Below are 21,112 nucleotides of genomic sequence, written 5' to 3'. Positions count from 1 at the left end.
CCCATGCTCACCAACACCCTCCGAGGATTCGCCCTGGCACTGTGCCTGCCCGTCGTGCTACCGGCACTGGCCGGCAGCGACGAACAGCAGCAGATGCTCGATCAACTCGCGCAACTGGACGAACTGGACCATCAGGATTTTCTCAAGCGCAACGCCAAGGCCAACGCGTGCATCGAGCAACGGGACTTTGACTGTGCCACTGCGGCGATCGAGCGGGCCAGACGGCTGGCCAAAAACGCTCAGGACAAGGCTGCACTGCAACTGACCCGGGAAAACCTGGCCCTGGAGCAGGAATTGCTGGCCTCCGAACAACGTTCTCGCCGCCAGCGGGAAGAGGCGGAGGAAGCCGACCGGCGCGCCGAGGAGCAAGCCATTCGCGCCCAGGAACTGGCCGAAGAGCGCGAGGCCGAGCGCCAGCGCACCAAATATGCGGCGATGGCCGCAGGGCTTGCGCTGGGCGGCGGCGGTCAGTTGTCTCCCGAGCGCCAGGCGCGACTGCTGTCGGCGATACAGCGCGACAGTTACTCGCAAGGTTCGGATACCAGCAATTTCAATGCGGCCGCAGACAGTATCCGCGACGACCAGCAGCGCCAGGCCCAGGAGCGCGAGGAACTGCGCGCCCGGCAACGTGAGCTGCAACAGCGCCAGCAGCAGGCCCGAGCTGAAGCACGCGAGCAGGCCCAGGACCAGGCGCAGGAACAGGCCCGCCAGGCGGCTGCAGCCCGCCGGCAACAGATGGCCGAGGCGGCCGCAACGAACGGCTCGACGCCGACGGCGGCCGAGCGTCCGCAGATTGTGCAGTACGTCTCGCAGAAGGTGGTCTTGCCGACCTGGGACAGCGAATGTCCGGCGGGTTCCTCGCCGGCTCGTCATCCCAACGGCACCACGGTGACCGCAGGCTCTGGCACGGCCTACTGCGTGAAGGACAACGGCAAAGAGGCTCAGCAACTGGCCAGCGCACCAGGCGCAACGGGCAGCAACGGCGCGGGGAAATCCACCGCGGGCGGCGCTGCTGGAGCCAGCGGCAAACAGGCTGGGGCGTCGGGTTCTGCGGCCTCCGACAAGCCGCAGGGCGAAAAGAAGAGCGCCTGGGGCGAGGTAAAACCGGAAGCCCTGGCGATCTGCCGGCAATCGCAGAAGAGTCGCATGTGGGAGTGCAACGGGGCGCTGGATGACCAGACCATCGTCGACGAGCCTACGGTGGAGAGTGCCTTGAAACGGCAACATTGTGCCGGCGGTACGCTGACCGTGGGCGGACCGGTGATCAAGGGGCAGCAGTGGCAGGTCTACCAGTGCGGGCACAGCCTCGGGCCCGGCGACTACGATGTCGCCAAGCGCTACGACCTCGTCACGCCGCGCCGTTCCTACATCTGCAAGGCGTACTTCAGCGGCCGTTGCGACACCCCGTATACCGGTCAGGACAAGCAGTGAGACGGGGAGGTGAATTGCTGCAAATCCTGCAGCAATGAACTGCATAGCGGCTATCTTGTTGACCATTGATTGCGTTCACATACTGCGCCCATCCTTCATCGATGCCCGCGACGGGCAGGGAGCTTGGCAATGGCGACAGCAATACGAGTGAGCGAAACCGGCGGCCCCGAGGTGCTCGAACTTCACACCGTCGATGAGGTGGCGCCTGGCCCCGGCGAGGTCTGGCTCGAACAGGAGGCCATCGGCGTCAACTTCCTCGACGTCACCCAGCGCAAGGGCGCGGCACCGTTGCCGCTGCCCGGCGGGCTCGGCCTGGAAGGCGCCGGTCGGGTGATCCGGGTGGGTGCCGGGGTGAGCCATGTCGTCGAGGGCGACCGCGTGGCCTACGCCACCGGGCCGCTGGGCAGCTACGCCAGTGGCCGGCTGTTTCCCGCCGAGCGTCTGGTGAAACTGCCGGATGCGCTGTCGGCCGAAGAGGCTGCAGCCGTGCTGTTCAAGGGCATTACTGCCCACTACCTGCTGAAGTCGACCTACCCGGTAGGGCCGGGCACGACGGTGCTGCTCTATGGCGTCGCCGGCGGATTGGGCTCGATCATGGCCCAATGGGCGAAACACCTTGGCGCCTTCGTCATCGGCGTGGTGTCACGCCCGGCCAGTGTGGAAAAAGCCAGGGCGCTGGGCTGCGACGACGTGCTGGTATTCGACCCGGCGACCCTCGCCGCCGAGGTCGCCCGTATCACCGAGGGCAGGAAGGTGGATGTCGTCTATGACCCGATCGGCCGCGTATCCTTCGAGGCTTCCCTGGACAGCCTGCGGCCACGTGGGCTTATGGTGTCTTTTGGCGCGTCCTCCGGCGCCCCGGCACCGCTGGAAATGGCCACGCTGAACGGCAAGGGCTCGCTGTTCGTCACCCGGCCGTCGCTGGCCGCCCATACCGCTACCGTCGCCGAGTACCAGCAGCGCGCCAACGAGGTGCTGGCAGCGGTGGCGGCGGGTATCATCACGCCGCACATCTGGGGGCGCCATGCGCTGGCGGATGCGGCCAGGGCCCACGCCGACCTGGAATCCGGGCGTTCATCGGGAGCGATCATTCTCATACCATGAGCCTTGATGTGCTGGACAACCCCCACAGCGACGAAATCGCCGCGTTCCTCGCCGTCGCCGCGCAAGGCTCGTTCGTCGCGGCCGGGCGCCTGCTGGAGCGCCATCCGACGGTGGTGTCGAAGCGGGTGGCGGCGATGGAAAAACGCCTGGGCGTGCGGCTGATCGAGCGCTCCACGCGCCAGGTGCGCATCACGCCGGTGGGCGAGCAACTGGAGCAGCGTCTGCGCGCGGCCCTGGGCATGATCGCCGAAGCCGAGCAGCAGGCGATTTCCGGGGCCGCCGAAGTGCGTGGGGTGCTGCGCCTGGCGCTGCCGGCGGCGATGGGGCGGCTGTGTATCGGGCCGTTGCTGCCGGACTTCCTCGACACTTACCCGCAGGTGTCCATCGCCGCCGACTACAGCGAGCGGCTGGTGGACATCATCGAGGAAGGCTTCGACATCGTTATCCGCATCGGTGAGCTGGAAGACAACCGCCTGATCGCGAAAAAGCTCTGCGATCACCGACGGATCCTCTGTGCCTCGCCGGCCTATCTGGCGCGCCATGGCGTGCCGGAGCATCCACGGCAACTGGCCGAACACAACTGCCTGCGTTTCAGCGGCCTGGCATCGTTCCCGCAGTGGCGGCTGTATGCCGGCGACCAGCAGCAGGCGGTAACCCCCAAGGGCAATCTCACCGCCAACGACAGCGAGTCGCTGCTCGCGGCCGCCCGTGCCGATGCCGGCATCCTCGGCGCGGGCGAGTGGCTGATGAGCCGCGACATCGCCGCCGGGCGTCTGGTACGGGTGCTGCCGGACTGGCAACTCGACCCTACCGGTGGCGTGTACCTGGTGCGGCCATCGGCGCGTTTTCCTGCCGCGACAGTGCTGGCCTTCAAGGAATGGATCGAGGCACGCTTCAGCCCGGCGCCGCCGTGGGCGCGGTGAAGTCCGTGCTTCAAATGAAATAGATTCGCATTTATACTCCGGCCCCCGATGCCCACTCCAGGTCATGTTTCCCGTGCAGGCCGATCCTCCCAAGCCCTCGCTGCTGTCCACGCTGGTTCGCCATTACGACGAGCTGGTGGAGCACGTCCGCCGCCGTTTCGGCGAGCGCGGTTTCGCCCGTGAAGTGGTGCACGATGTCTGCGTGCAACTGTTGCAGAAGCATGAGAAGGAGGGCGTGCGCACGCCGCTGGCGCTGTTGCGCAAGATCACCCATGACAGCGCCGTGAGCCGTTATCGCGGCGAGCGACGGCATCAGGCCTGGATCGTCGCGGTGCCGGAACTGCCGGAGGTGGAGGCGAACATCGCCAGCCAGGAGCGCCAACTGGATGCCAGCAAGGCGCTGGAACGCCTGATCGCCGCCATCGAAGGCCTGCCACCGCGCTGCCAGATGGTGTTCGTGATGCACAAGATCCATGAACTGCCCCAGGCCGAGGTCGCCGAACGCCTGGGCATTTCGCTGAAGACCGTGGAAAAGCACCTGCGCCTGGGTCTGGCGGCCTGTCGCGAACACCTCGGCAATGAGGTGTTTCCATGAGTCGCAGCACCCGCCCGGGCAAATACGCCGAAGAAGAGCAGGCCATCGCCGACCTGCGTGAAGCCCTCAAGCAGCGTTTTCCGCTGCCCGATCCACCCCCGCCGCGCAAGAAACGGCTCAACGCGACTCGCGCCGGCCTGTTGTCGCTGGCCCTGCTGGCGGGGCTCGCCGGGTTCGATCCGGCCTACCGCAGCGAGCACTACCTGACCCATGTCGGCCAGCGGCAAACCCTGCAACTGGCCGATGGCAGCGAGGTGGTGCTGGACAGCGCCAGCGAACTGACGGTCAGTTGGCACCTGCTCAGCCGTCGTAGCGAGCTGGTCCGCGGTCAGGCGCTGTTCGCCGTGGCGCCGCGGGTCTATCGCCCGTTCCTGGTCGAGGCCGGCCCGGCAGCGGTGCGGGTGGTGGGCACCCGCTTCAATGTCAGCCGTCCAGGGCCTGACGTACGGGTCACCGTGGAAGAAGGGCGGGTCGAAGTGCGGGCTGGCGATGCTTCGAGCCTGCTCCAGGCCGGGCAGCAAGTACGGGTGCACGACGGCCACCTTGAGCCGCTGGCCCAGGTGGATGCGCGTCAGTCCATGGCCTGGCGCAACGGCGAGCTGGTGTTCGAAAGCACGCCGCTCGCCGAAGTGATCCAGGTCATCCAGCGCTACCACGCCGCGCCCATCCGCCTGGGCGATCCGGGACTGGGCCGCCTGCCGGTATCCGGCGTGTTCGACAGCGCCCATGTCGAGCGCCTGCTGGGACTGTTGCCGAGCATTCTGCCGCTGACGGTCAGCAACGCTGCCGATGGTTCGGTACTGATCGTTCCTCGCGGAAAAAAATAATCGCGTCACGAGGTAGGGTTGGGCGGGGCCGCCGACGGCTATCTCCATGTCCCCTTATTTCATGGAGTGCCGTTCGTGAGTCAGTCCCTGTTGCGCGTGTCGTTGCTTGCTGCCGGTCTGTTGTCGAGTCCGCTCTCGTTTGCCGGGTCCGATCCGGTGGACTTCGATATCCCGGCCGCGTCCCTCGAGCAGTCGCTCAATGCACTGGCCCGCCAGGCCAGTGCCCAGATTCTTTTTTCCGGCGACAGCACCGCGGGCAAGACTGCGCCGGCGCTCAAGGGGCGCTTCACCCTGGCGCAGGCCCTGAGCCAGTTGCTGGGCAGCAGCGGCCTGAAGGCCCAGGAGCGTGACGAGCACACCTTTATCGTGGTGCCGGGTGCCGCGCCGGCCGTCGAGGTCCCAAGCAGCGAGGCGGCGGCGGTGGAACTGACCGGCCTGGAGATCAGCTCGTCCCGCACCAACGGCACGCTGGTGCCCCAGGCCCGGCAGGTCAGCGTCATCGAGCGCGAGCAACTGGAGCAACTGCGCCAGGGTTCCGACAGCCTGGCCACGGTGCTGGCCAAGAGCATTCCCGGCATGGCCGATTCCAGCCGCACTATCACCGACTACGGCCAGACCCTGCGCGGACGAACGATGCTGGTGCTGGTGGACGGCGTACCGCTGAACACCAACCGCGATTCCTCGCGCAACCTGGCGAACATCGACCCGGCGCTGATCGAACGGGTCGAGGTGATCCGCGGCAGCAGCGCGATCTACGGGGCCGGCGCCACTGGCGGGATCATCTCCATCACTACCCGGCCCGCAGGCGGCGAGCCCCAGGCGCAGACCAGCCTGAACGCCGTCTCGCCCCTGAGCCGGCTGGGACGCGACGGGCTCGGTGGCCAGTTGCAGCATCACCTTTCCGGTTCCCAGGGACAGGTGGACTACGCCCTTGATCTGGGCGCCCGGCATATCGGCGCCTCTTACGATGCCAATGGCCGGCGCATCGCTCCGGAGCCCAGCCAGGGCGACCTGTTCGACAGCAACACCTGGAACCTGGGCGGCAAGCTCGGCCTGCGCATCGATGAGCAGCAGCGCATCCAGCTTTCTGCCAGCCACTACAACGCCGACCAGGACAGCGACTACACCTCCGATCCTTCCGTGAGCCGACTGCCGCCGGGCACCGTCGCGGCGCGGCCGTTGTCCGGGCTGTCGCTGGACGAGCAGAACCAGATCCGCAACACCTTGCTCAACCTGGAGTACGCCCACGCCGATGTGCTCGGCGGTACGCTCAACGCTCAACTGTACTACCGCGACTACTTCACCCGCTTTACCCCGTTCGATGCCCGGGGCGTGGCGACCCGTGGCCGCAATGTCGACCAGGTGATGCAGAACAGCGAGGTGTTCGGCAGCCGCGTGACCCTGCGCACGCCGCTGGGCAAGGCGGGTGACACCGAATTGCTGTGGGGCGCCGACTTCAACCAGGAACGCAGCGACATGCCGATCGACATCTTCGATCCGGCGCTGTACGACGCCAGTGGCGGCCGCCTCTACGAGAAGATCGGCAAGCTCACCTACATGCCCGACCTGACCACCCGCAGCCTGGGCGGCTTTGCCCAGTTGCAGCACCGCATCAACGATCAGTGGTCGGTGGAGGGCGGCGTTCGCTACGAGTACGCCACGGCGCGCTACGACGATTTCGTGCCGCTCTCGGAGTCCACGGCGGCTTCGCCTGCGACGGTGGCCGGTGGCGAGGTCAACTACGACGCGTTGCTGTCCAACGCCAGCCTCACCTGGTCGCCGGTGGCGGGGCAGGAATGGTACGTGGCGTTCAGCCAGGGCTTCCAGTTGCCGGACATCGGTGTCCAGGTGCGCAACGCCCGGCGCGGTTTCGATATCGATTCCTCGAACCTGGAACCGGTGAAGACCAACAATTACGAACTGGGCTGGCGCGGCGCCCTGGGCGAGCAGACCCTGGCCAGCCTGGCGCTGTTCTACACCACCTCCAGGCTGGGTGATGTGCAGAGCTTCAACAATGGCCTGATCCTCACCCGTACCCAGGAGCGCATCCACGGCGTCGAGGGCAGCCTCGACTGGCTGACCGACGACGAACGCTGGGGCGCAGGCGGCACCTTCAGCTGGCTCAAGGGCCGGGAGAAACCGGACAACGGCAATTGGCAGGACATGACCGGCTACCGCATCCCGCCCATGAAAGTCACCGCCTATGTACAGTACAAACCCGACGACGACTGGAGCCACCGCGCCCAGCTCACCTGGTTCGACAGCCACGACTACCGGCTCGACGGTGTCGCCAGCTTCGGTCGGCGCAAGGTGGACGGCTATGCCACAGTCGACCTGATCAGCCAGTACCGGCTGAGTGCCGATGACCAGGTCAGCGTCGGCATCCAGAACCTGTTCAACCGCGACTACTACCCGGCGTACAGCCAGTTGATGCGCAGCAGCACCAACGCCAGCCGCCTGCCGGCGCCGGGAACGGTGTTGACGGCGAGCTACACGCACCAGTGGTAAGCGCGTGAGCGACGGCTCCCGTGGGTGATGGCAATCTGGCTGCGGCGGACTTGACGCTGGGCCGGGTCGCCGGAGAAGCTTGGCCATTGCCCACAGGAGCCCGCCATGGACCTTGCCAGCCTCGCGTTGTTCATCCCCGCCTGCTTCGCCCTCAACATGGCCCCCGGCCCCAACAACCTGCTGTCGTTGAACAACGCCAGCCGCTACGGCCTGCGCACCGCCTGCGCCGCCGGCGTCGGCCGGCTGCTGGCCTTCGCCGGAATGATCGTGCTGGCGGCGCTGGGCCTGGCGGTGGTGCTGCACACCAGCGAATACCTGTTCCTGGCGATCAAGGTGCTGGGGGCGTTCTACCTGTTCTACATCGCCTGGCAGTTGTGGCGGGCGCCAGTGGGTGAGGGCGGTCCGACGCTGGAGCGCAAGGGTGGGGTGTTGCGCCTGGCGCGACAGGAGTTTTTCGTCGCCGCTGGCAACCCGAAAGCAATTCTTATATTCACCGCCTTCCTGCCACAGTTCGTGGTGATGAACAGCGACGTGCCGGTGGGCGAGCAGTTCCTCTGGCTGGGGGCAATGTTCCTGGCGCTGGAGTGGCTGGCGATCGCTATCTATGCCTGGTTGGGCGCCTACCTGCAGCGCTGGTTCGAGCAGCCGGGGCCGCGGCGTCTGTTCAACCGGGTCAGTGCCGGGTTGCTGGGCTGTGCCGGGCTGGGGTTGCTGGCGGCGCGGCGGGCCTGAGCATGATGAGGTCTGCGCTGCCGTTGGCCCTGGCGTGCTGGGCGACCGCGAGCCATGCCGGCGAGGTCGTCTCGCCCTTCGTGTCGCTGCATGGCTTCACGGTGAAGAAGGACAAGAGCCATATCATCAGCAACCTGCCGCCGCTGACCGATCAGGGCTCGCTGCCGCTGTGCTTCGCCCACGCGGCGGCGACGGTCTACAACTACTACGTTTGCAAGGGGCTCGGCCAGGATTGCGCCAGCGCGCCGAAGAGCGCACTGGCCTCGCCCCTCGATATCACCCGCTATGCCTCGCGCCCGGAAAACAACGAAGGCCTGGAGTATTCCAGCTCCTATCCGGCCATCCGCATCAGCGGGGGCTCTGCGCTCTACACCCTGGAGAAGGCGGCGCTGTTCGCCGGGGAAGTGGCCTCGCAACAGTGCGCGCCCTACGAGAGCTTCTTCATCGGCACCGCCAGTACCGGCCAGGGCGTGGCTGACACGGTGGTGCTGTCGCAGAACGAGACCCTCGCTAGCCTCGAAGCCTTCTACAAGAAGTACAACCCGCCCTGTAGCACCCAGTGTCCGCCCGGAACCCTGGAGGAGCTGGGGGCCATCCTGCCGAATTTCCACACCGACATCCTGGCATTGTCCCGCGCGCTGCGGCGCGAGTCGTTCGATGGCTTCCTGACCCGGCTGGCGATTCCGGCGAACTGCGCGCTGGCCAGGAACCGCGCGTTCTTCGACCGGAACGACTACACCATGGGCATGCTTCCGCCCACGGGCAAGAAAAGCCTGTCCTACACCCAGTACCGCAAAGCCATCATCGACGCGGTCAAACGCGACAATCCGGTGATCCTCGAAGGCATCTGCCTCTCGGCGAAGAAGAAAAACGGCAAGTGCGACGACATGCACGCGCTGGTGGTCTACGGCTACGCGGAACTGTGCGACGCCGAGCGCTGCTACACCGGCCTGAAGCTGCGCAGCAGCTGGGGCCAGGAGTGGCAGGCGGCCGCCGATGAGCGCTGGTATGACGCCAAGGCGCTGTTCGAGCGCTCTGCGCAACTGGAGGGCATGGTGGGCTGGTTGACCCCGGTCGCGAAGAAGAAGTGAGGCCCGGCGCCTGCCGGGCCGCGCGATCACTCTGTCCAGCCCAGTCCCAGCGCCTTGTGCAGCGCCGCGAAATCCTTGAGCAACTGCGCATCCGCGGCGATGCGGTTCTGCCGCGCATCGAAGCGCGTGCGCTCGGCATCGAGCCAGTCGAGGGTGCTGGCGGTGCCGGCGCGGTAGCGTTCGCCGGTGAGTTCGGCGGCCCGCTCGGCGGAGCGCTGGATGTCCCTCAGCATCACTACGTTTTCCCGCTGGTGGCCATAACGGGCCAATGACGTGTCGGCATCACGCAGGGCGTTGAGCACGGTGCCGCGGTACTGCGCCAGGGCCAGGTCGCGGCCGCTCTCGGCGGCGTCTATCGACGCTTGTACCCGGCCGAAATCCAGGGCGTTCCAGGTCAGGCGAGGCACCACCAGCCAGGTGCCGTTGCTCTTGCGCGCCAGGTGGCCGGGGTCGGCGGCGCTGAAACCGAGGTCGCCCATCAGGCTCAGCTTGGGAAACCAGTCGGCTTTCTTCTCGCCGATCTGCGCGGTGGCCGAGGCCAGGTTGCGCTCGGCGTTGCGCACGTCGGGGCGGGCCTTGAGCAGGTGCTCGGGGCTGGCCACCGGCACCTGCGCGGGAATGCTCGGCAGGTCGCCGGCGCTGCTCAGGCGGGCGTCCAGCTCGCCCGGTTCCAGGCCGCAGAGCAGGGCGAGGCGGTCGAGGGATTCGATGATCTCGGTCTGCAGCGGCAGCTGGCGGGAGCGGGTGGTCTCGGCCTGGGTCAGGATCTGTTCCAGTTGCAGTTCGCTGGCGACACCCTGGCCACGGCGCTGGCGGGTCAGGTCGACGATCTGCCGGTCGGCGGCGACGGTTTCGTCCACCACCGCTAGCCGCGCCTGGCGGTCGCGCAGATCGACGTAGCCCTGCACCACCTCGGCCACCAGTTGCACCTGGGCGTCGGCCAGTTCGGCGGCGCTGGCTTCGGCACTGGCCTGTGCCGCCTCGATGGCGCGACGGGTGCCGCCGAACAGGTCCACTTCCCAACTGGCGTCGAAGTCCATCAGGTACAGGCTCAGCGGCCCACGGCCGCCGCCACCGCCACTTTCCCCGCCGAGCTGCGACAGGTCCGGTGAGCGCATCCGCAGCATCGTGGCGTTGCTGGAGACTTTTGGCCGGCCACTGGCTTGTTCGCTGCGCAGGCCAGCGCGGGACTGGCTCAGGCGCGCCCGGGCCTGGGCGATATCAGGGCTGTTGGCCAGGGCGTCGGTCACCAGCCGGTCGAGCAGCGGATCATTCAGCCCGCGCCACCAGTCGGATACGGCCGGGGTGCGGGCCTGGTCCTGGCGATCGTGGGCCAGTTGGCCGCGGGCCAGAGTGTCAGTGGCGACGTCCGGCGCGCCCTGATAGTCGGGGCCAACGGTGCAGCCGGCCAGTACGGCCAGCGCCAGGGCAGTGAGCAACGGGTTTCGCATCAGCGGATTCTCTTCGGCAACGGGCGCGTTTTCAGCAGCAGGGCAAGGGGAATGCAGGCGAGCAGGGCGATGCCCAGCAACAGGAAACTGTCGCTGTAGGTCATCACCAGCGCTTCACGGGCGATGGTGTCGGCAACCTGTTGCAGGGCCTGCAACTGGGCATGGGCGAGGTCGGTGCCGTGGGCCATGAAGCTGCCGGCGCGCTGGGCCATCTGGTCCTGCACCAGGCTGCTGTTGGCGCTGATGGATTCGCGCAGCGCGGCATCGTGGACGTGCTCGCGGCGGTCGATCAGCACGCCCAGCAGGGCCAGGCCGATGGAGCCGCCGAGGTTGCGCGCCATGTTGTACAGCCCGGCAGCCTCGCCGGCTTCGTGCACCGGCACGGCGGACATCGATGCCTGGTTCAGCGGCATCATCGCCAGGATCTGGGCAAAGCCGCGGATAAGCTGGGAGGCGTAGAAATCATGGCCGACGCTGTCGGCGGTCAGCGACAGGTCGAGCAGGCAACTCACGCCGAACAGCAGCAAGCCGGCGATCACCATGATCCGGGCGTCGTAGCGGCTGAGCAGGCGCGGCAGAAAGGGCATCAGCAGGAACGCCGGAATCCCCGACAGCAGCATGATCGAACCCGCCTGCTGGGCGTTGTAGCCGGAGATATTGGCGAGAAACTGTGGCAACAGGTACGACACACCATAAATGGCGCCACCCACCGCTGCGACGATGACGATGACGCTGGCATAGCGCGGGTTGGCCATCAGCCGCAGGCGGACGATGGGCTGGCGGGCGCTGAACTGGCCGATGGCGACCAGCAGAAAACCGAGCAGGGTGGCCACGCCGAGCCACTGGATCATGCTCGACTCGAACCAGCGCTCGCGCTGGCCTTCTTCCAGCAGCACGGTCAGCGAACTCAGGCCCACCGCCAGGCCGGTGATGCCCAGCCAGTCGGCCTTGAACAGCGCCTGCAGGTTGGCCTTTTCCGGTTTCAGGCCCGACCAGAGCAGGGCGATCAGCACCGCGCTCACCGGCAGGTTGAGAAAGAAGCACCAGCGCCAACTGGAGTTTTCCGTCAGCCAGCCGCCCAGCACCGGGCCGAGCAGCGGCCCGAGCAACACGGTGAGACCGAAGGCGCTCATGCCGATGGCCAGTTGGTGTTGAGGCAGGCGGGTGCGGATGATGGTCTGTGCCGTGGGGATCATCGCGCCGCCGGCAAAGCCCTGGCCGATCCGGCCGAAGATCATCTCCGGCAGGCTGCTGGCCAGGCCGCAGTACATGGAAAACAGGGTGAACATCAGCGCCATCGCCATCAGGAAGCGGCGCAGGCCAAGGACCCGGCTCAACCAGGCTGCCAGCGGAATCATGACGATCTCGGCCATCAGGTAGCCGGTGCTGATCCAGGTGCCCTCGGTGCCGGTGGCGCCGATCTGGCCCTGGATCTGCGGCAGTGCCGAGTTGGTGATGGAGATGTCCAGGGTCGCCAGCAAGGCACCGAGGCCACCGGCGACCACCGCGATCCAGTCGCTGAGGGAGGCGTTGGCCGGGTGCGGCGGGCTGCTGGCGTGGATGGCTGCGGTTTCAGCCATGGTGCTGGTCCCCGGTGGAGCGCAGGTCTACCTCGACGGTGGCCGACAGGCCCGGCAGCAGGACCTGATTCAGCTCGGCGGGGATGTCGAGGACGATGCGCACCGGCACCCGCTGGACGATCTTGGTGAAGTTGCCGGTGGCATTGGACGGCGGCAGCAGGGCGAACTGGGCGCCGGTGCCGGGAGCCAGGCTGTCGATATGACCTTGCAGGTCGCGGCCGGGCAGGGCGTCCACATGCACGATGACACGCTGGCCGGGGCGCATGGCGCCGATCTGGGTTTCCTTGAAATTGGCGGTCAGGTACAGCGACTGCAGCGGCACGATGGTCATCAACCGGGTGCCCGGCTGGGCGTACTGGCCGACCCGCACGCCGCGGTCGGCGACATTGCCGGCGATGGGGCTGCGCAGCAGGGTGTCGTCCAGGTCGATGTCCGATTGCCGGGCGCTGGCTTTGGCTTCGGCGAACTGTGCCCGGGCCTGTTGCACCTGTGCCTTGAGGGTGGCGGTGCGCACTTCGCTGGCGCGCAGCGCGGCCTGGCGGGCGGCGAGGGTGGAGGCGGCGCGGGCCTGCTCGTTGACCAGGTCGGCCAGGCGCTCCTCGGTTTCCGCGCCGGAGCGGGCCAGCGGCGTGTAGCGTTGCACCTGGGCGCGGGCGTGCTTGAGGTCGTTGTCGGCACCGGCCAGCTCCGCGCGGTTCTGGGCGATGGTGGCGTCCTGCTGGGCCAGTTCCGCTTCGGCGCGGGCGACGTCCGCCTCGCGGGCCGCGACGATCGCTGCCGACTTGTCGCTGGCGGCGCGGTAGTTCTGCACATCCAGGCGCGCCACCGGCTGGCCGGCTTCGACCCGCTGGTTGTCGGCCACCAGCACCTCGGCGATGTAGCCACCGATCTTTGGCGCCACGGTCATGCTGTCGGCCTGCAGGTAGGCGTCGTCGGTGCTCTCGAAATGGCGGCCCTCGACATACCACCAGCCACCCCAGGCTACGGCGGCGATCAGCGCCACGCCTCCCAGCCCCAGCAGTACGCGCAGCGGTGCGCGACGATTGGGCGTGACCTGCTCAAGATCGGTTTTCGGTGATTGATCGACGGACATGGAGGGCTCGGCTCGAATTTATATCGGTCGGAATAAAATGCGCGAATGTGACAATTTATGTCAACTGATATATTTTTCACCCTGAATTCATCAGGAGCGTTGTCATGGCCCGACACAAACCCGCAGCCGAGGGCGGTTACCAGCGTGGCGAGGAAACCCGCGCCCGGCTGATCGACAGCGCCATGCGCCTGTTCGGCGAGCGTGGCTTCGGCGCGGCCACCACCCGCGATATCGCCGTGGACGCCGGCGTCAACGCGCCGGCCTTGCAGTACTACTTCGGCAACAAGGAAGGCCTGTACCTGGCCTGTGTCGAGTTCATCATCGAGCGGGTCTGGGAGCAGGTGCGGGAGGCGGTGGACAACGCCGAGCGTACCCTGAACGACCCGGACAGCAGCGATGATGCCCTGGTGGAAAGCTACCTGGCGGTGCTGGGCGGGTTCATCGGTTTCATTCACGACAGCCCGCGGGCCAGCGCCTGGCGCCAGTTCATGGCCTGCGCCCAGGCCGGGCACGACAGCCCCGACACCCTGGAGCTGATGAGCCAGCGCCTGCACGGCCCGATTCGGCGGGTGACCGGTGGCGTTATCGGCCGTCTCACCGGCTTGCCGGCTGATGACGAGCGCACCCTGATCAGGATGTTCGTGCTCAACAGCCAGGGCATGGTCTTCCGCGTGCTGCGCCAGCAGGTGCTGGGCACCCTGGGCTGGGACAGCGTCGATCGCGAGCGGATGGAAACGGTGCGGGAGGTGTTACTGTCGCAGACGCGGCTGATGCTCAGGGCGCTGGTGGCCGAGCGTGGTATGGGCTGAATGCCCGGGGGCTCAGGCAGGGGCGGGAGTAGCGAACAGATCGAGCGCCGCCTGCGCGGCGCATCGCCGGCAACGCCGGCTCCCACGGTATTTGCGTCGTGCACAGGCTTATCGTCTGGCACAACTGCTTGTGGGAGCCGGCGTTGCCGGCGATGCGCCGTGCGGACGGCGCTCGATCTTGACGCCGCCGAAAATCTCCAGTCTTGCAAGCGCTGTCCGCAACGCAAAAAAAGACCGGTCGGCGGAGCCACACCGACCGGCCAAACACCGGCTTACCAGTCGATACGCACGCCGAAGTTACCCGCTAACTGCTCCTGCTCGCGGCTGTCGAGGTTGGCGGCGTAGGTGAGGCCGGTGTACACGCTGACCGCCGGGCTCAGACGCGCGGTGATCCCCACACCGACGTCGGCCCAGGTGGCCTGCTGATCTGTCTTGAGGGTGTCGACGTCGTCGAAGGTCAGGCGGTCTTCGCCGGCGAGGCTGTGCCACACGTTGGCCCGCACCCAGGGTTCGACCGGCACCGTGCCGGCCTGGTACGCGCCCTTGAGCCGGGCACCGAGGCGGCCGGTCCACTGGGTGTCGCTGTCCTGGCGGATCTCGGAAACGCCATCGTCCTGACGTTCCAGCGACACCTTCTGGCCGATGATCTGCGCCTGCGGTTCCAGCACCCAATGCTCGCTCAGCGGGATCGGATAGCCGGTTTCCAGGGACGCCGCCCAGGCGTGGCCGTCGAGGTCGATGCGCAGGCCACGGTCGGAACGGGCACGGCCATCGAGGCGGGTGTACTGGGCCACGGCGTCGAGGTACCCCTGTTGCGGACCGACCAGGGTCCAGTAGGCGCCGACGCTGTCACCTTCGAGTTTCATGTCGCCCACGGCGATGTCTTCGAAGCCCAGAGCGAAGCCGCGGATATCGCCGGTCAGCCGGGTGTGAGCGACATACAGTCCGGCGCGCTGGCGGTAACCGCTGTCGCTGGTCTGGCCGTAGAGGTCGTGGCCAACCTGGAAGCCGCGCAAGCTGCCGTCCAGGCTGGGCGAGACATCGCCGCTCCACTGCTGGCGCAGCTTGTCGCCGAAGAAGCGGCCCCAGCCGCCCGGCAGCGCGCCCTGGCCGTCGAGCAGGCGCTGTTCACCCTGCCGTTCATGGAAGGTACTCAGGGTGCTGCGTCCGATCAGCGCTGCGGCGCGGTTGGCAACCGCATAGACCGCCGCTTCCGGACGATACAGCGGGATGCTTGCGCCAGGCTCCGGGTCTGGCAGCGGCGGGGTACCGAGGGCGGCCACCGGCTCCGCAATGCCCGGTTCGGACGCTGCCACCACCGACGAGCGCAGGTACCAGCCTTCGGCGCTGTCGGCGGTGACGCCGCCTTTGAACAGGTAGTACTGGTAAGCGCCGACCGACAACGGCGCGCCCAACTGGAAGGCGCTGGCGCTGCCGGTCACGCCGCTGCCGGCCTCGACCACCTGGATGCCGTTGGCCGTGGTGAGCGCACCGGTGCCACCGAGGTTGTTGACCAGCAGGGTAGTGGTGCCGGAGATCGTGCCCTGGTTGACCACCAGCCGGTCCGAGGCGGCGCCGTCGCCCTCCAGCACGCTGTTCAGTTGCAGGCGGCCGCCGTTGCCGGTGTAGCTGCCGTTGACGGTCAGGCGGCCGAGGCCGTCGCCAGCGCTGCTCAGGTCGATCAGGCCGGCGTTGCTGACGCTGGCGTTCTGCCCGGCAGTGAAGGCGCCGATCACGCCGCCGGTGGATTGCAGGCGGCTGCTGCCGTCGAGGGTCAAGGTACCGGTGCCGCTGGCCAGGTCGCCCAGGGTCAGGTTGCTGTTGAGAGCGCCCGCCGAGCCATTGGTCAGGGCGATGCTTTCCCAGTTGGAGAAGCGTCCGTCGAGGGTGGCGGTGGTGTTGTCCAGCGTCAGCAGGTCGTTGCCCAGGTCTGCGTTGATCTGGGTAACGACCGCCAGCTGCGCGTCGCTGAGGTTGGCCAGCAGGGTCCGGTCGTCACCCTGGCCCAGTTGCAGGCCGCCCCGGAGGATGCCGCCACCGCGCCAGACCACGGTGTCGTTGCCGGTGCTGAGCAGCACGTTGCCGACGACCTCGCCACCGGTGACGGTCACGCTGTCGTCGCCGCCAGAGACGCTGATATTGCCGCCGATCAAGCCACCGCTGAGAAGAATGGTGTCCTTGCCGAAACCGGTCACCAGGTTGTTGTCGATGGTGCCGGCGCGCATGTCGAACACATTGTCGTCCAGCTTCATGTCGACCCGGCCGATGCGGCCGCCGGTCATCAGCGCGATATCGCCTGAGTCGAAACCGCCGACGATGCGCCCCCCGCTCATTTCGAAGCGGTCGAGGCCCTCGCCCTGGTCCAGGGACTGGATCTGTCCGCCGGTCATGATGAAGGCGTCGATCTCGTCGTCCATGAACACCGCGCCACCGATGGTGCCGGAATGCACCTCCACCCGGTCGTTGCCGACGCCGAAGGTGACGCCGCCGGTGATGGTGCCGCTGCCGCCGGCTGGCAGGATCAGGGTGTTGTTGCCGTTGAGGTCGGTGAGTGAAGCGGCTGTGCCGCTGTCGCAGGTGTAGGTGTCGTCGCCGGTGTCGGCACCGAAGCTGCAGGCGCCGTGGACGGATTCGAGGGGAAGGGTGAGTAACGAGAATGCACTGCAGATCAGCATCAGAGGTGTACGCATCGCCTGTATTCTCCAGGAAGACAAAAGGCTCAGTACTGCCTCGATCCAGCGTTTGCTGGACGATGCGACCAGGAATACAGGCGATGGGCCAGCTCGACAACTGACAAAAATATCAGGTAGGCGGTAAAAACCCGCCCTTTTATCGGGAAATGTTCTGATCGGCACGAAGCCATTGACCTACGATGAACAGCGCACTGCAGGCTAGGTTCTGTATGAAAAGCCTTGAGACGCCGGCCAGGCAAGGCGAAAACAGCCGAGGAAGCGGAGTTTACTGGAGTAAATGAGCATTCCGAGGCTGTTTTCAACGCAGCATGGCCAAGTATCAAGGCTTTTCATCCGGGACCTAGGAGCCTGCAGCCCTTCCACTGCCAGGGAGTCATGGACATGCTATCTACGCTGGAACTGCGGAATCTCGTCGAGAAGAGCTTTCTACCGGTTCGGTGCCTTTGCACCCTGGCCAAAGATCAATCCCTGACCGTGACGCTGTACGAAAGCGGCAACCCGAACCCTGTGCTGGTGAGGCCCGGTATCAATATCGAGCAACTGAACGGCATGGGGGCCATTTCCGCGCTGATGATCCAGCTGCGCTGTGATCTGCTGGACCAGCAGACGGCAGTGCCGCTGCGCGATGCCAGCTGAGCGGGATCGGAGCGGTTATCGGGAACCCGCTCAATCCCGATAGAACGTCTGCACCAGGTGATAACCGAACTTGCTCTTGATCGGCCCATGCACCGTGCGCAACGGTTTCTTGAAGATCACCTGATCGATCGCCCCCACCATCTGGCCCGGGCGGACCTCGCCCAGGTCGCCGCCACGCTTGCCCGAGGGGCAGGTGGAATATTTCTTCGCCAGCACGTCGAAGGCCTCGCCCTTGGCGATGCGTTGCTTGAGTTGCTCGGCTTCTTCGGCCGTCTTGACCAGGATGTGTCGGGCCTGTGCTTTCATGATGCGGGTGCCTCGGGGTTGCGGGTAAAAGCCGGCGATTATGCCTGATCGCGCAGCTCGGTGCGGTCGCGAAAATGCTCCAGCGCCTGCGGGTTGGCCAGGGCGTCGGTGTTTTTCACCGGCAGGCCATGCACGACGTTGCGCACCGCCAGTTCGACGATCTTGCCACTGATGGTGCGCGGGATGTCCGCCACCTGGACAATCACCGCCGGCACATGACGGGCACTGGTGTTGTCGCGGATGACCTTGCGGATCTGCGCCTGCAGCGCATCATTCAGTGTGACGCCTTCGGCCAGGCGGACGAACAGCACCACCCGCACATCGTGTTGCCATTGCTGGCCGATGGCGACGCTGTCCAGCACCTGCTCGACCTTTTCCACCTGGCGGTAGATCTCGGCGGTGCCGATGCGCACGCCGCCGGGGTTGAGCACGGCATCGGAGCGGCCGTGGATCGCCAGGCCGCCCTCGGCGAACTCCTCGGCGTAGTCGCCCTGGCACCACACGCCGTCGAACTGGCTGAAATAGGCAGCCTGGAAGCGCTCGCCATCGGGGTCGTTCCAGAACCCCAGGGGAATCGCCGGGAAATGTCGGGTGCACACCAGTTCGCCTTTCTCCTCCAGCACTGCCTGGCCCTGGTCATTCCAGACCTCGACGGCCATGCCCAGGCCCTTGCACTGGATCACGCCCCGGCGCACCGGCAGGGTCGGGTTGCCGAGCACGAAGCAGGAGACGATATCGGTGCCGCCGGACATGGACACCAGGCAGATGTCTTCCTTCACCTCGCGGTACACGTAGTCGTAGCTGTGGGGCGACAGCGGCGAACCGGTGGACAGCAGCAGGCGCAAGCGCTCCAGGCGATGGCTTTGGCGCGGCTGCAGCCCGGCCTGTTCCAGTGCCGCGAGGTACTTGGCGCTGGTGCCGAACACGCTGATGCCCTCGGCGTCGATCAGGTCAAGCAGGCGCTGCGGGCCCGGATGGAACGGCGAGCCGTCGTACAGCACCAGGGTGGCGCCGAGGGCCAGGCCGCTGACCAGCCAGTTCCACATCATCCAGCCGCAGGTGGTGTAGTAGAACAGCACGTCGTCCGGCCCCAGGTCGTTGTGCAGGCCGTGTTCCTTGAGGTGTTGCAGCAGCACGCCGCCGGCGCTGTGGACGATGCACTTGGGCACGCCGGTGGTGCCGCTGGAATAGAGGATGTACAGCGGATGGTCGAACGGCAGCGGGACGAAAGCCGGTTCGCCGCCGCTCTGGTAGAAATCGTCCCACAGGCTGACCCGGGCGTTGGTGCGGAAGGCCTCGGGAACGGCGTCGGCATTGCCGTAGGGCACCACCAGCAGCTGTTGCAGTGCGGGCAGGGCGGCCAGCACTTCGTTGAGCTTGTCCACCTGGGACAGCGGCTTGCCGGCGTACTGATAGCCGGCGCACACCAAAAGCAGCTTCGGCTCGATCTGGCCAAACCGTTCGACGATGCCCTGGGTGCCGAATTCCGGCGACGAACTGGACCAGATCGCGCCGAGGCTGGTGCAGGCGAGCATCGCCACCAGCGTCTGCCAGGTATTGGGCATGCAGGCCGCGACCCGGTCGCCAACGCCGACCCCGGCCGCCTTGAAGGCCCGTTGCAAGCCGGCGACCTGGGCCGCCAGTTCGCCATGGGTGAGGGTGAAGCGCTGGCCGTCCTCGCGCACCGAGACCACGGCGACACCCTCATCGCGTCGCCGCAGCAGGTGCGCGGCGAAGTTCAGGGTGGCGCCGGGGAACCAGCGGGCGTCGGGCATTTGCGGGCCCTCGTCCAGCGCCTTGATCGGGGTGTGATGCCAGCGCACCTCGAAGCGCTCGGCCAGGGTGTCCCAGAAGGTCGCACGCTGCTCGATGCTCCAGCGGTGCAGGGCGGGGTAATCGGCCAGGTCGAGGCCGAAGCGCTGGTTGATCTCGCGCCGGAACTGGTCCATGCGGCTTGCCTGAATACGCGCCTCGCTCGGGCGCCAGAGCACATCGTTCATGCCGATTCCCCTTGTCTGCCTGTGTTTGAGTCTATTCGACGCTGGCGTTTTTCACCTCGCCGGAGGCCGACCAGATCCGGTAACGCACCTCGACCCCTTCAGGTACATAGACCACCACCGGCAGCTTGCTGTTGTAGCGCAACAGGAAGCCATCGCCGATCACCGGGACGAAGGCCTTGGTCTTGGTCTGGTCCGGGCAGGCCATCAGGGTCGAGGCCGGGCCGGAGACCTTTTCCAGCCGGTAGTAGGGGTAGCCCCAGCCCTTGAGGTCTTTCTCTTCCAGATGCCCGCCGAGGCGCTGGCGGTTGCAGTCCACCAGCAATTCCTTGCCGGCCAGCACTTCGAGTTTGAACGCGTTTTCGTCCTCTTGTGCGGGCAGGTGGATCACCTGGCGGGTGAAGCCTTTTTCCGCTTCCGGATACGGCGCGACGTCCTTCAGGCTGGCGGCCGGCACCAGCGGGCTGGCCGCCAGGGACAGGGTGAACAGGGCAGTGAGGGAATACGGGCGCATGAGAGCTCCTTGCACAGTTGTCGGTCCGTGATGCCCGCCGCGCCTTACTGCGCCAGCCAGCCACCGTCGATGTTCCAGGCGGCGCCGCGAACCTGGCTGCCGGCATCACTACAGAGAAACAATACCAGCTCACCCAGGTGCTGCGGTGTGACGAAGGCCACGGACGGCTGCTTCTCTGCCAGCAGATCGTGTTGCGCCTGCTGCGGGTCCTGGCCTGCGGCGATGCGGTCGTCGATCTGCTTCTGCACCAGCGGGGTCAGCACCCAGCCAGGGCAGATGGCGTTGCAGGTGACGCCGCTGGTGGCGGTTTCCAGGCCGACCACCTTGGTCAGACCGACCACGCCGTGTTTGGCCGCCACGTAGGCGACCTTGCCCAGTGAGCCGACCTGGCCGTGCACCGAGGCGATATTGACGATCCGTCCCCAGTTGCGCTGGCGCATGCCCGGCAGGGCCAGGCGGGTGCAGTGGAACACGGCCGAGAGGTTGACCGCGATGATCGAATCCCAGCGCTCCACGGGAAAGTCTTCGACCGGCGCCACGTGCTGGATGCCGGCGTTGTTGACGAGGATATCGACAGCGCCGAAGTGCTGCCGGGCATAGTCGAACAACGCTTCGAGCTGGGCCACATCGCCAAGGTCGGCGGGATGGTGGGCGACTTTCGTGCCATGGCTGCCGACCTCCGCCAGCGCGGCGGTCGGATCGCCGAAGCCGTTGAGCAGCACATCGGCGCCGGCGGCGGCCAGTACCTTGGCGATGCCCAGGCCGATGCCGCTGGTGGAGCCGGTGACCAATGCGGTTTTTCCTTTGAGATTCATGGGTGGC

Annotated in this window: 18 protein-coding genes; 10 read left to right on the top strand and 8 right to left on the bottom strand. The window is 66.7% G+C overall.

Annotated features, from left to right (window positions below; translation table 11 throughout):
- Positions 1–3: 3 nt before the first annotated feature.
- From AC05QJ_RS18870 to AC05QJ_RS18835, 8 genes are all read left to right on the top strand, one after another.
- Positions 4–1,431, top strand: a complete 1,428-nt coding sequence (locus tag AC05QJ_RS18870) for a hypothetical protein (RefSeq protein WP_476742808.1) — start codon at positions 4–6, stop codon at positions 1,429–1,431.
- 129 nt (positions 1,432–1,560) lie between these two features.
- Positions 1,561–2,535: a quinone oxidoreductase family protein gene (locus tag AC05QJ_RS18865; RefSeq protein WP_476742807.1), complete on the top strand. Its 975-nt coding sequence runs from the start codon at positions 1,561–1,563 to the stop codon at positions 2,533–2,535.
- Positions 2,532–3,458 carry a LysR family transcriptional regulator gene (locus AC05QJ_RS18860; protein WP_476742806.1) on the top strand — a complete coding sequence of 309 codons (927 nt, stop codon included), beginning with the start codon at positions 2,532–2,534 and terminating at the stop codon, positions 3,456–3,458. Before AC05QJ_RS18865 ends, AC05QJ_RS18860 begins: the two co-directional genes overlap by 4 nt.
- Positions 3,459–3,531: 73 nt before the next feature.
- The gene (locus AC05QJ_RS18855) at positions 3,532–4,053 is read left to right on the top strand and encodes an RNA polymerase sigma factor (RefSeq protein ID WP_476742805.1); all 522 of its coding nucleotides are present in this window, start codon (positions 3,532–3,534) and stop codon (positions 4,051–4,053) included.
- Positions 4,050–4,880 (top strand): FecR family protein, encoded by an 831-nt coding sequence (locus AC05QJ_RS18850; RefSeq protein ID WP_476742804.1) that lies wholly within the window; start codon positions 4,050–4,052, stop codon positions 4,878–4,880. The genes AC05QJ_RS18855 and AC05QJ_RS18850 overlap by 4 nt, the downstream gene beginning before the upstream one ends.
- Positions 4,881–4,955: 75 nt before the next feature.
- On the top strand, positions 4,956–7,388 hold the full coding sequence (locus AC05QJ_RS18845) for a TonB-dependent receptor (RefSeq protein ID WP_476742803.1): 2,433 nt from the start codon (positions 4,956–4,958) through the stop codon (positions 7,386–7,388).
- Positions 7,389–7,493: 105 nt separating this feature from the next.
- The gene (locus AC05QJ_RS18840) at positions 7,494–8,120 is read left to right on the top strand and encodes a LysE family translocator (protein WP_476742802.1); all 627 of its coding nucleotides are present in this window, start codon (positions 7,494–7,496) and stop codon (positions 8,118–8,120) included.
- Between the two features lie 2 nt (positions 8,121–8,122).
- On the top strand, positions 8,123–9,211 hold the full coding sequence (locus AC05QJ_RS18835) for a hypothetical protein (RefSeq protein ID WP_476742801.1): 1,089 nt from the start codon (positions 8,123–8,125) through the stop codon (positions 9,209–9,211).
- 26 nt (positions 9,212–9,237) lie between these two features.
- Here AC05QJ_RS18835 and AC05QJ_RS18830 read toward each other — a convergent pair whose 3' ends face one another.
- The 3 genes from AC05QJ_RS18830 to AC05QJ_RS18820 are packed head-to-tail and all read right to left on the bottom strand — an operon-like array spanning position 9,238 to position 13,335.
- A complete protein-coding gene (locus AC05QJ_RS18830; protein ID WP_476742800.1) occupies positions 9,238–10,662 on the bottom strand; it encodes an efflux transporter outer membrane subunit in 1,425 nt (474 codons plus the stop codon).
- Complete coding sequence (locus AC05QJ_RS18825) at positions 10,662–12,242, bottom strand: MDR family MFS transporter (RefSeq protein WP_476742799.1); 1,581 nt, start codon at positions 12,240–12,242, stop codon at positions 10,662–10,664. The genes AC05QJ_RS18830 and AC05QJ_RS18825 overlap by 1 nt, the downstream gene beginning before the upstream one ends.
- Positions 12,235–13,335 (bottom strand): HlyD family secretion protein, encoded by a 1,101-nt coding sequence (locus AC05QJ_RS18820; protein ID WP_476742798.1) that lies wholly within the window; start codon positions 13,333–13,335, stop codon positions 12,235–12,237. The genes AC05QJ_RS18825 and AC05QJ_RS18820 overlap by 8 nt, the downstream gene beginning before the upstream one ends.
- Before the next feature lie 104 nt (positions 13,336–13,439).
- Between AC05QJ_RS18820 and AC05QJ_RS18815 the strand changes: the two genes are divergently transcribed.
- Positions 13,440–14,144 (top strand): CerR family C-terminal domain-containing protein, encoded by a 705-nt coding sequence (locus AC05QJ_RS18815; protein WP_476742797.1) that lies wholly within the window; start codon positions 13,440–13,442, stop codon positions 14,142–14,144.
- A gap of 272 nt (positions 14,145–14,416) precedes the next feature.
- Here AC05QJ_RS18815 and AC05QJ_RS18810 read toward each other — a convergent pair whose 3' ends face one another.
- Positions 14,417–16,834, bottom strand: a complete 2,418-nt coding sequence (locus AC05QJ_RS18810; protein WP_476742796.1) for an autotransporter family protein — start codon at positions 16,832–16,834, stop codon at positions 14,417–14,419.
- 384 nt (positions 16,835–17,218) lie between these two features.
- Here AC05QJ_RS18810 and AC05QJ_RS18805 point away from each other — a divergent pair, with 384 nt between their 5' ends.
- Positions 17,219–17,473, top strand: coding sequence for a DUF1652 domain-containing protein (locus tag AC05QJ_RS18805; RefSeq protein ID WP_476742795.1), 255 nt, complete (start codon positions 17,219–17,221; stop codon positions 17,471–17,473).
- Positions 17,474–17,503: 30 nt separating this feature from the next.
- On the opposite strand, the gene AC05QJ_RS18800 is transcribed toward AC05QJ_RS18805, so the two are convergent.
- The 4 genes from AC05QJ_RS18800 to hbdH are packed head-to-tail and all read right to left on the bottom strand — an operon-like array spanning position 17,504 to position 21,105.
- The gene (locus tag AC05QJ_RS18800; RefSeq protein ID WP_095153555.1) at positions 17,504–17,779 is read right to left on the bottom strand and encodes a peptidylprolyl isomerase; all 276 of its coding nucleotides are present in this window, start codon (positions 17,777–17,779) and stop codon (positions 17,504–17,506) included.
- 38 nt (positions 17,780–17,817) lie between these two features.
- On the bottom strand, positions 17,818–19,779 hold the full coding sequence (locus tag AC05QJ_RS18795; protein ID WP_476742794.1) for an acetoacetate--CoA ligase: 1,962 nt from the start codon (positions 19,777–19,779) through the stop codon (positions 17,818–17,820).
- Positions 19,780–19,810: 31 nt separating this feature from the next.
- Positions 19,811–20,290 (bottom strand): serine protease inhibitor ecotin, encoded by a 480-nt coding sequence (gene eco, locus AC05QJ_RS18790; RefSeq protein ID WP_476742793.1) that lies wholly within the window; start codon positions 20,288–20,290, stop codon positions 19,811–19,813.
- Between the two features lie 44 nt (positions 20,291–20,334).
- Positions 20,335–21,105: a 3-hydroxybutyrate dehydrogenase gene (gene hbdH / locus AC05QJ_RS18785; protein WP_476742792.1), complete on the bottom strand. Its 771-nt coding sequence runs from the start codon at positions 21,103–21,105 to the stop codon at positions 20,335–20,337.
- Between the last annotated feature and the right edge of the window lie 7 nt (positions 21,106–21,112).

The sequence above is a fragment of the Pseudomonas sp. TUM25319 genome (genome assembly GCF_056388475.1).
This window is presented reverse-complemented; position numbering and strand designations above follow the sequence as displayed.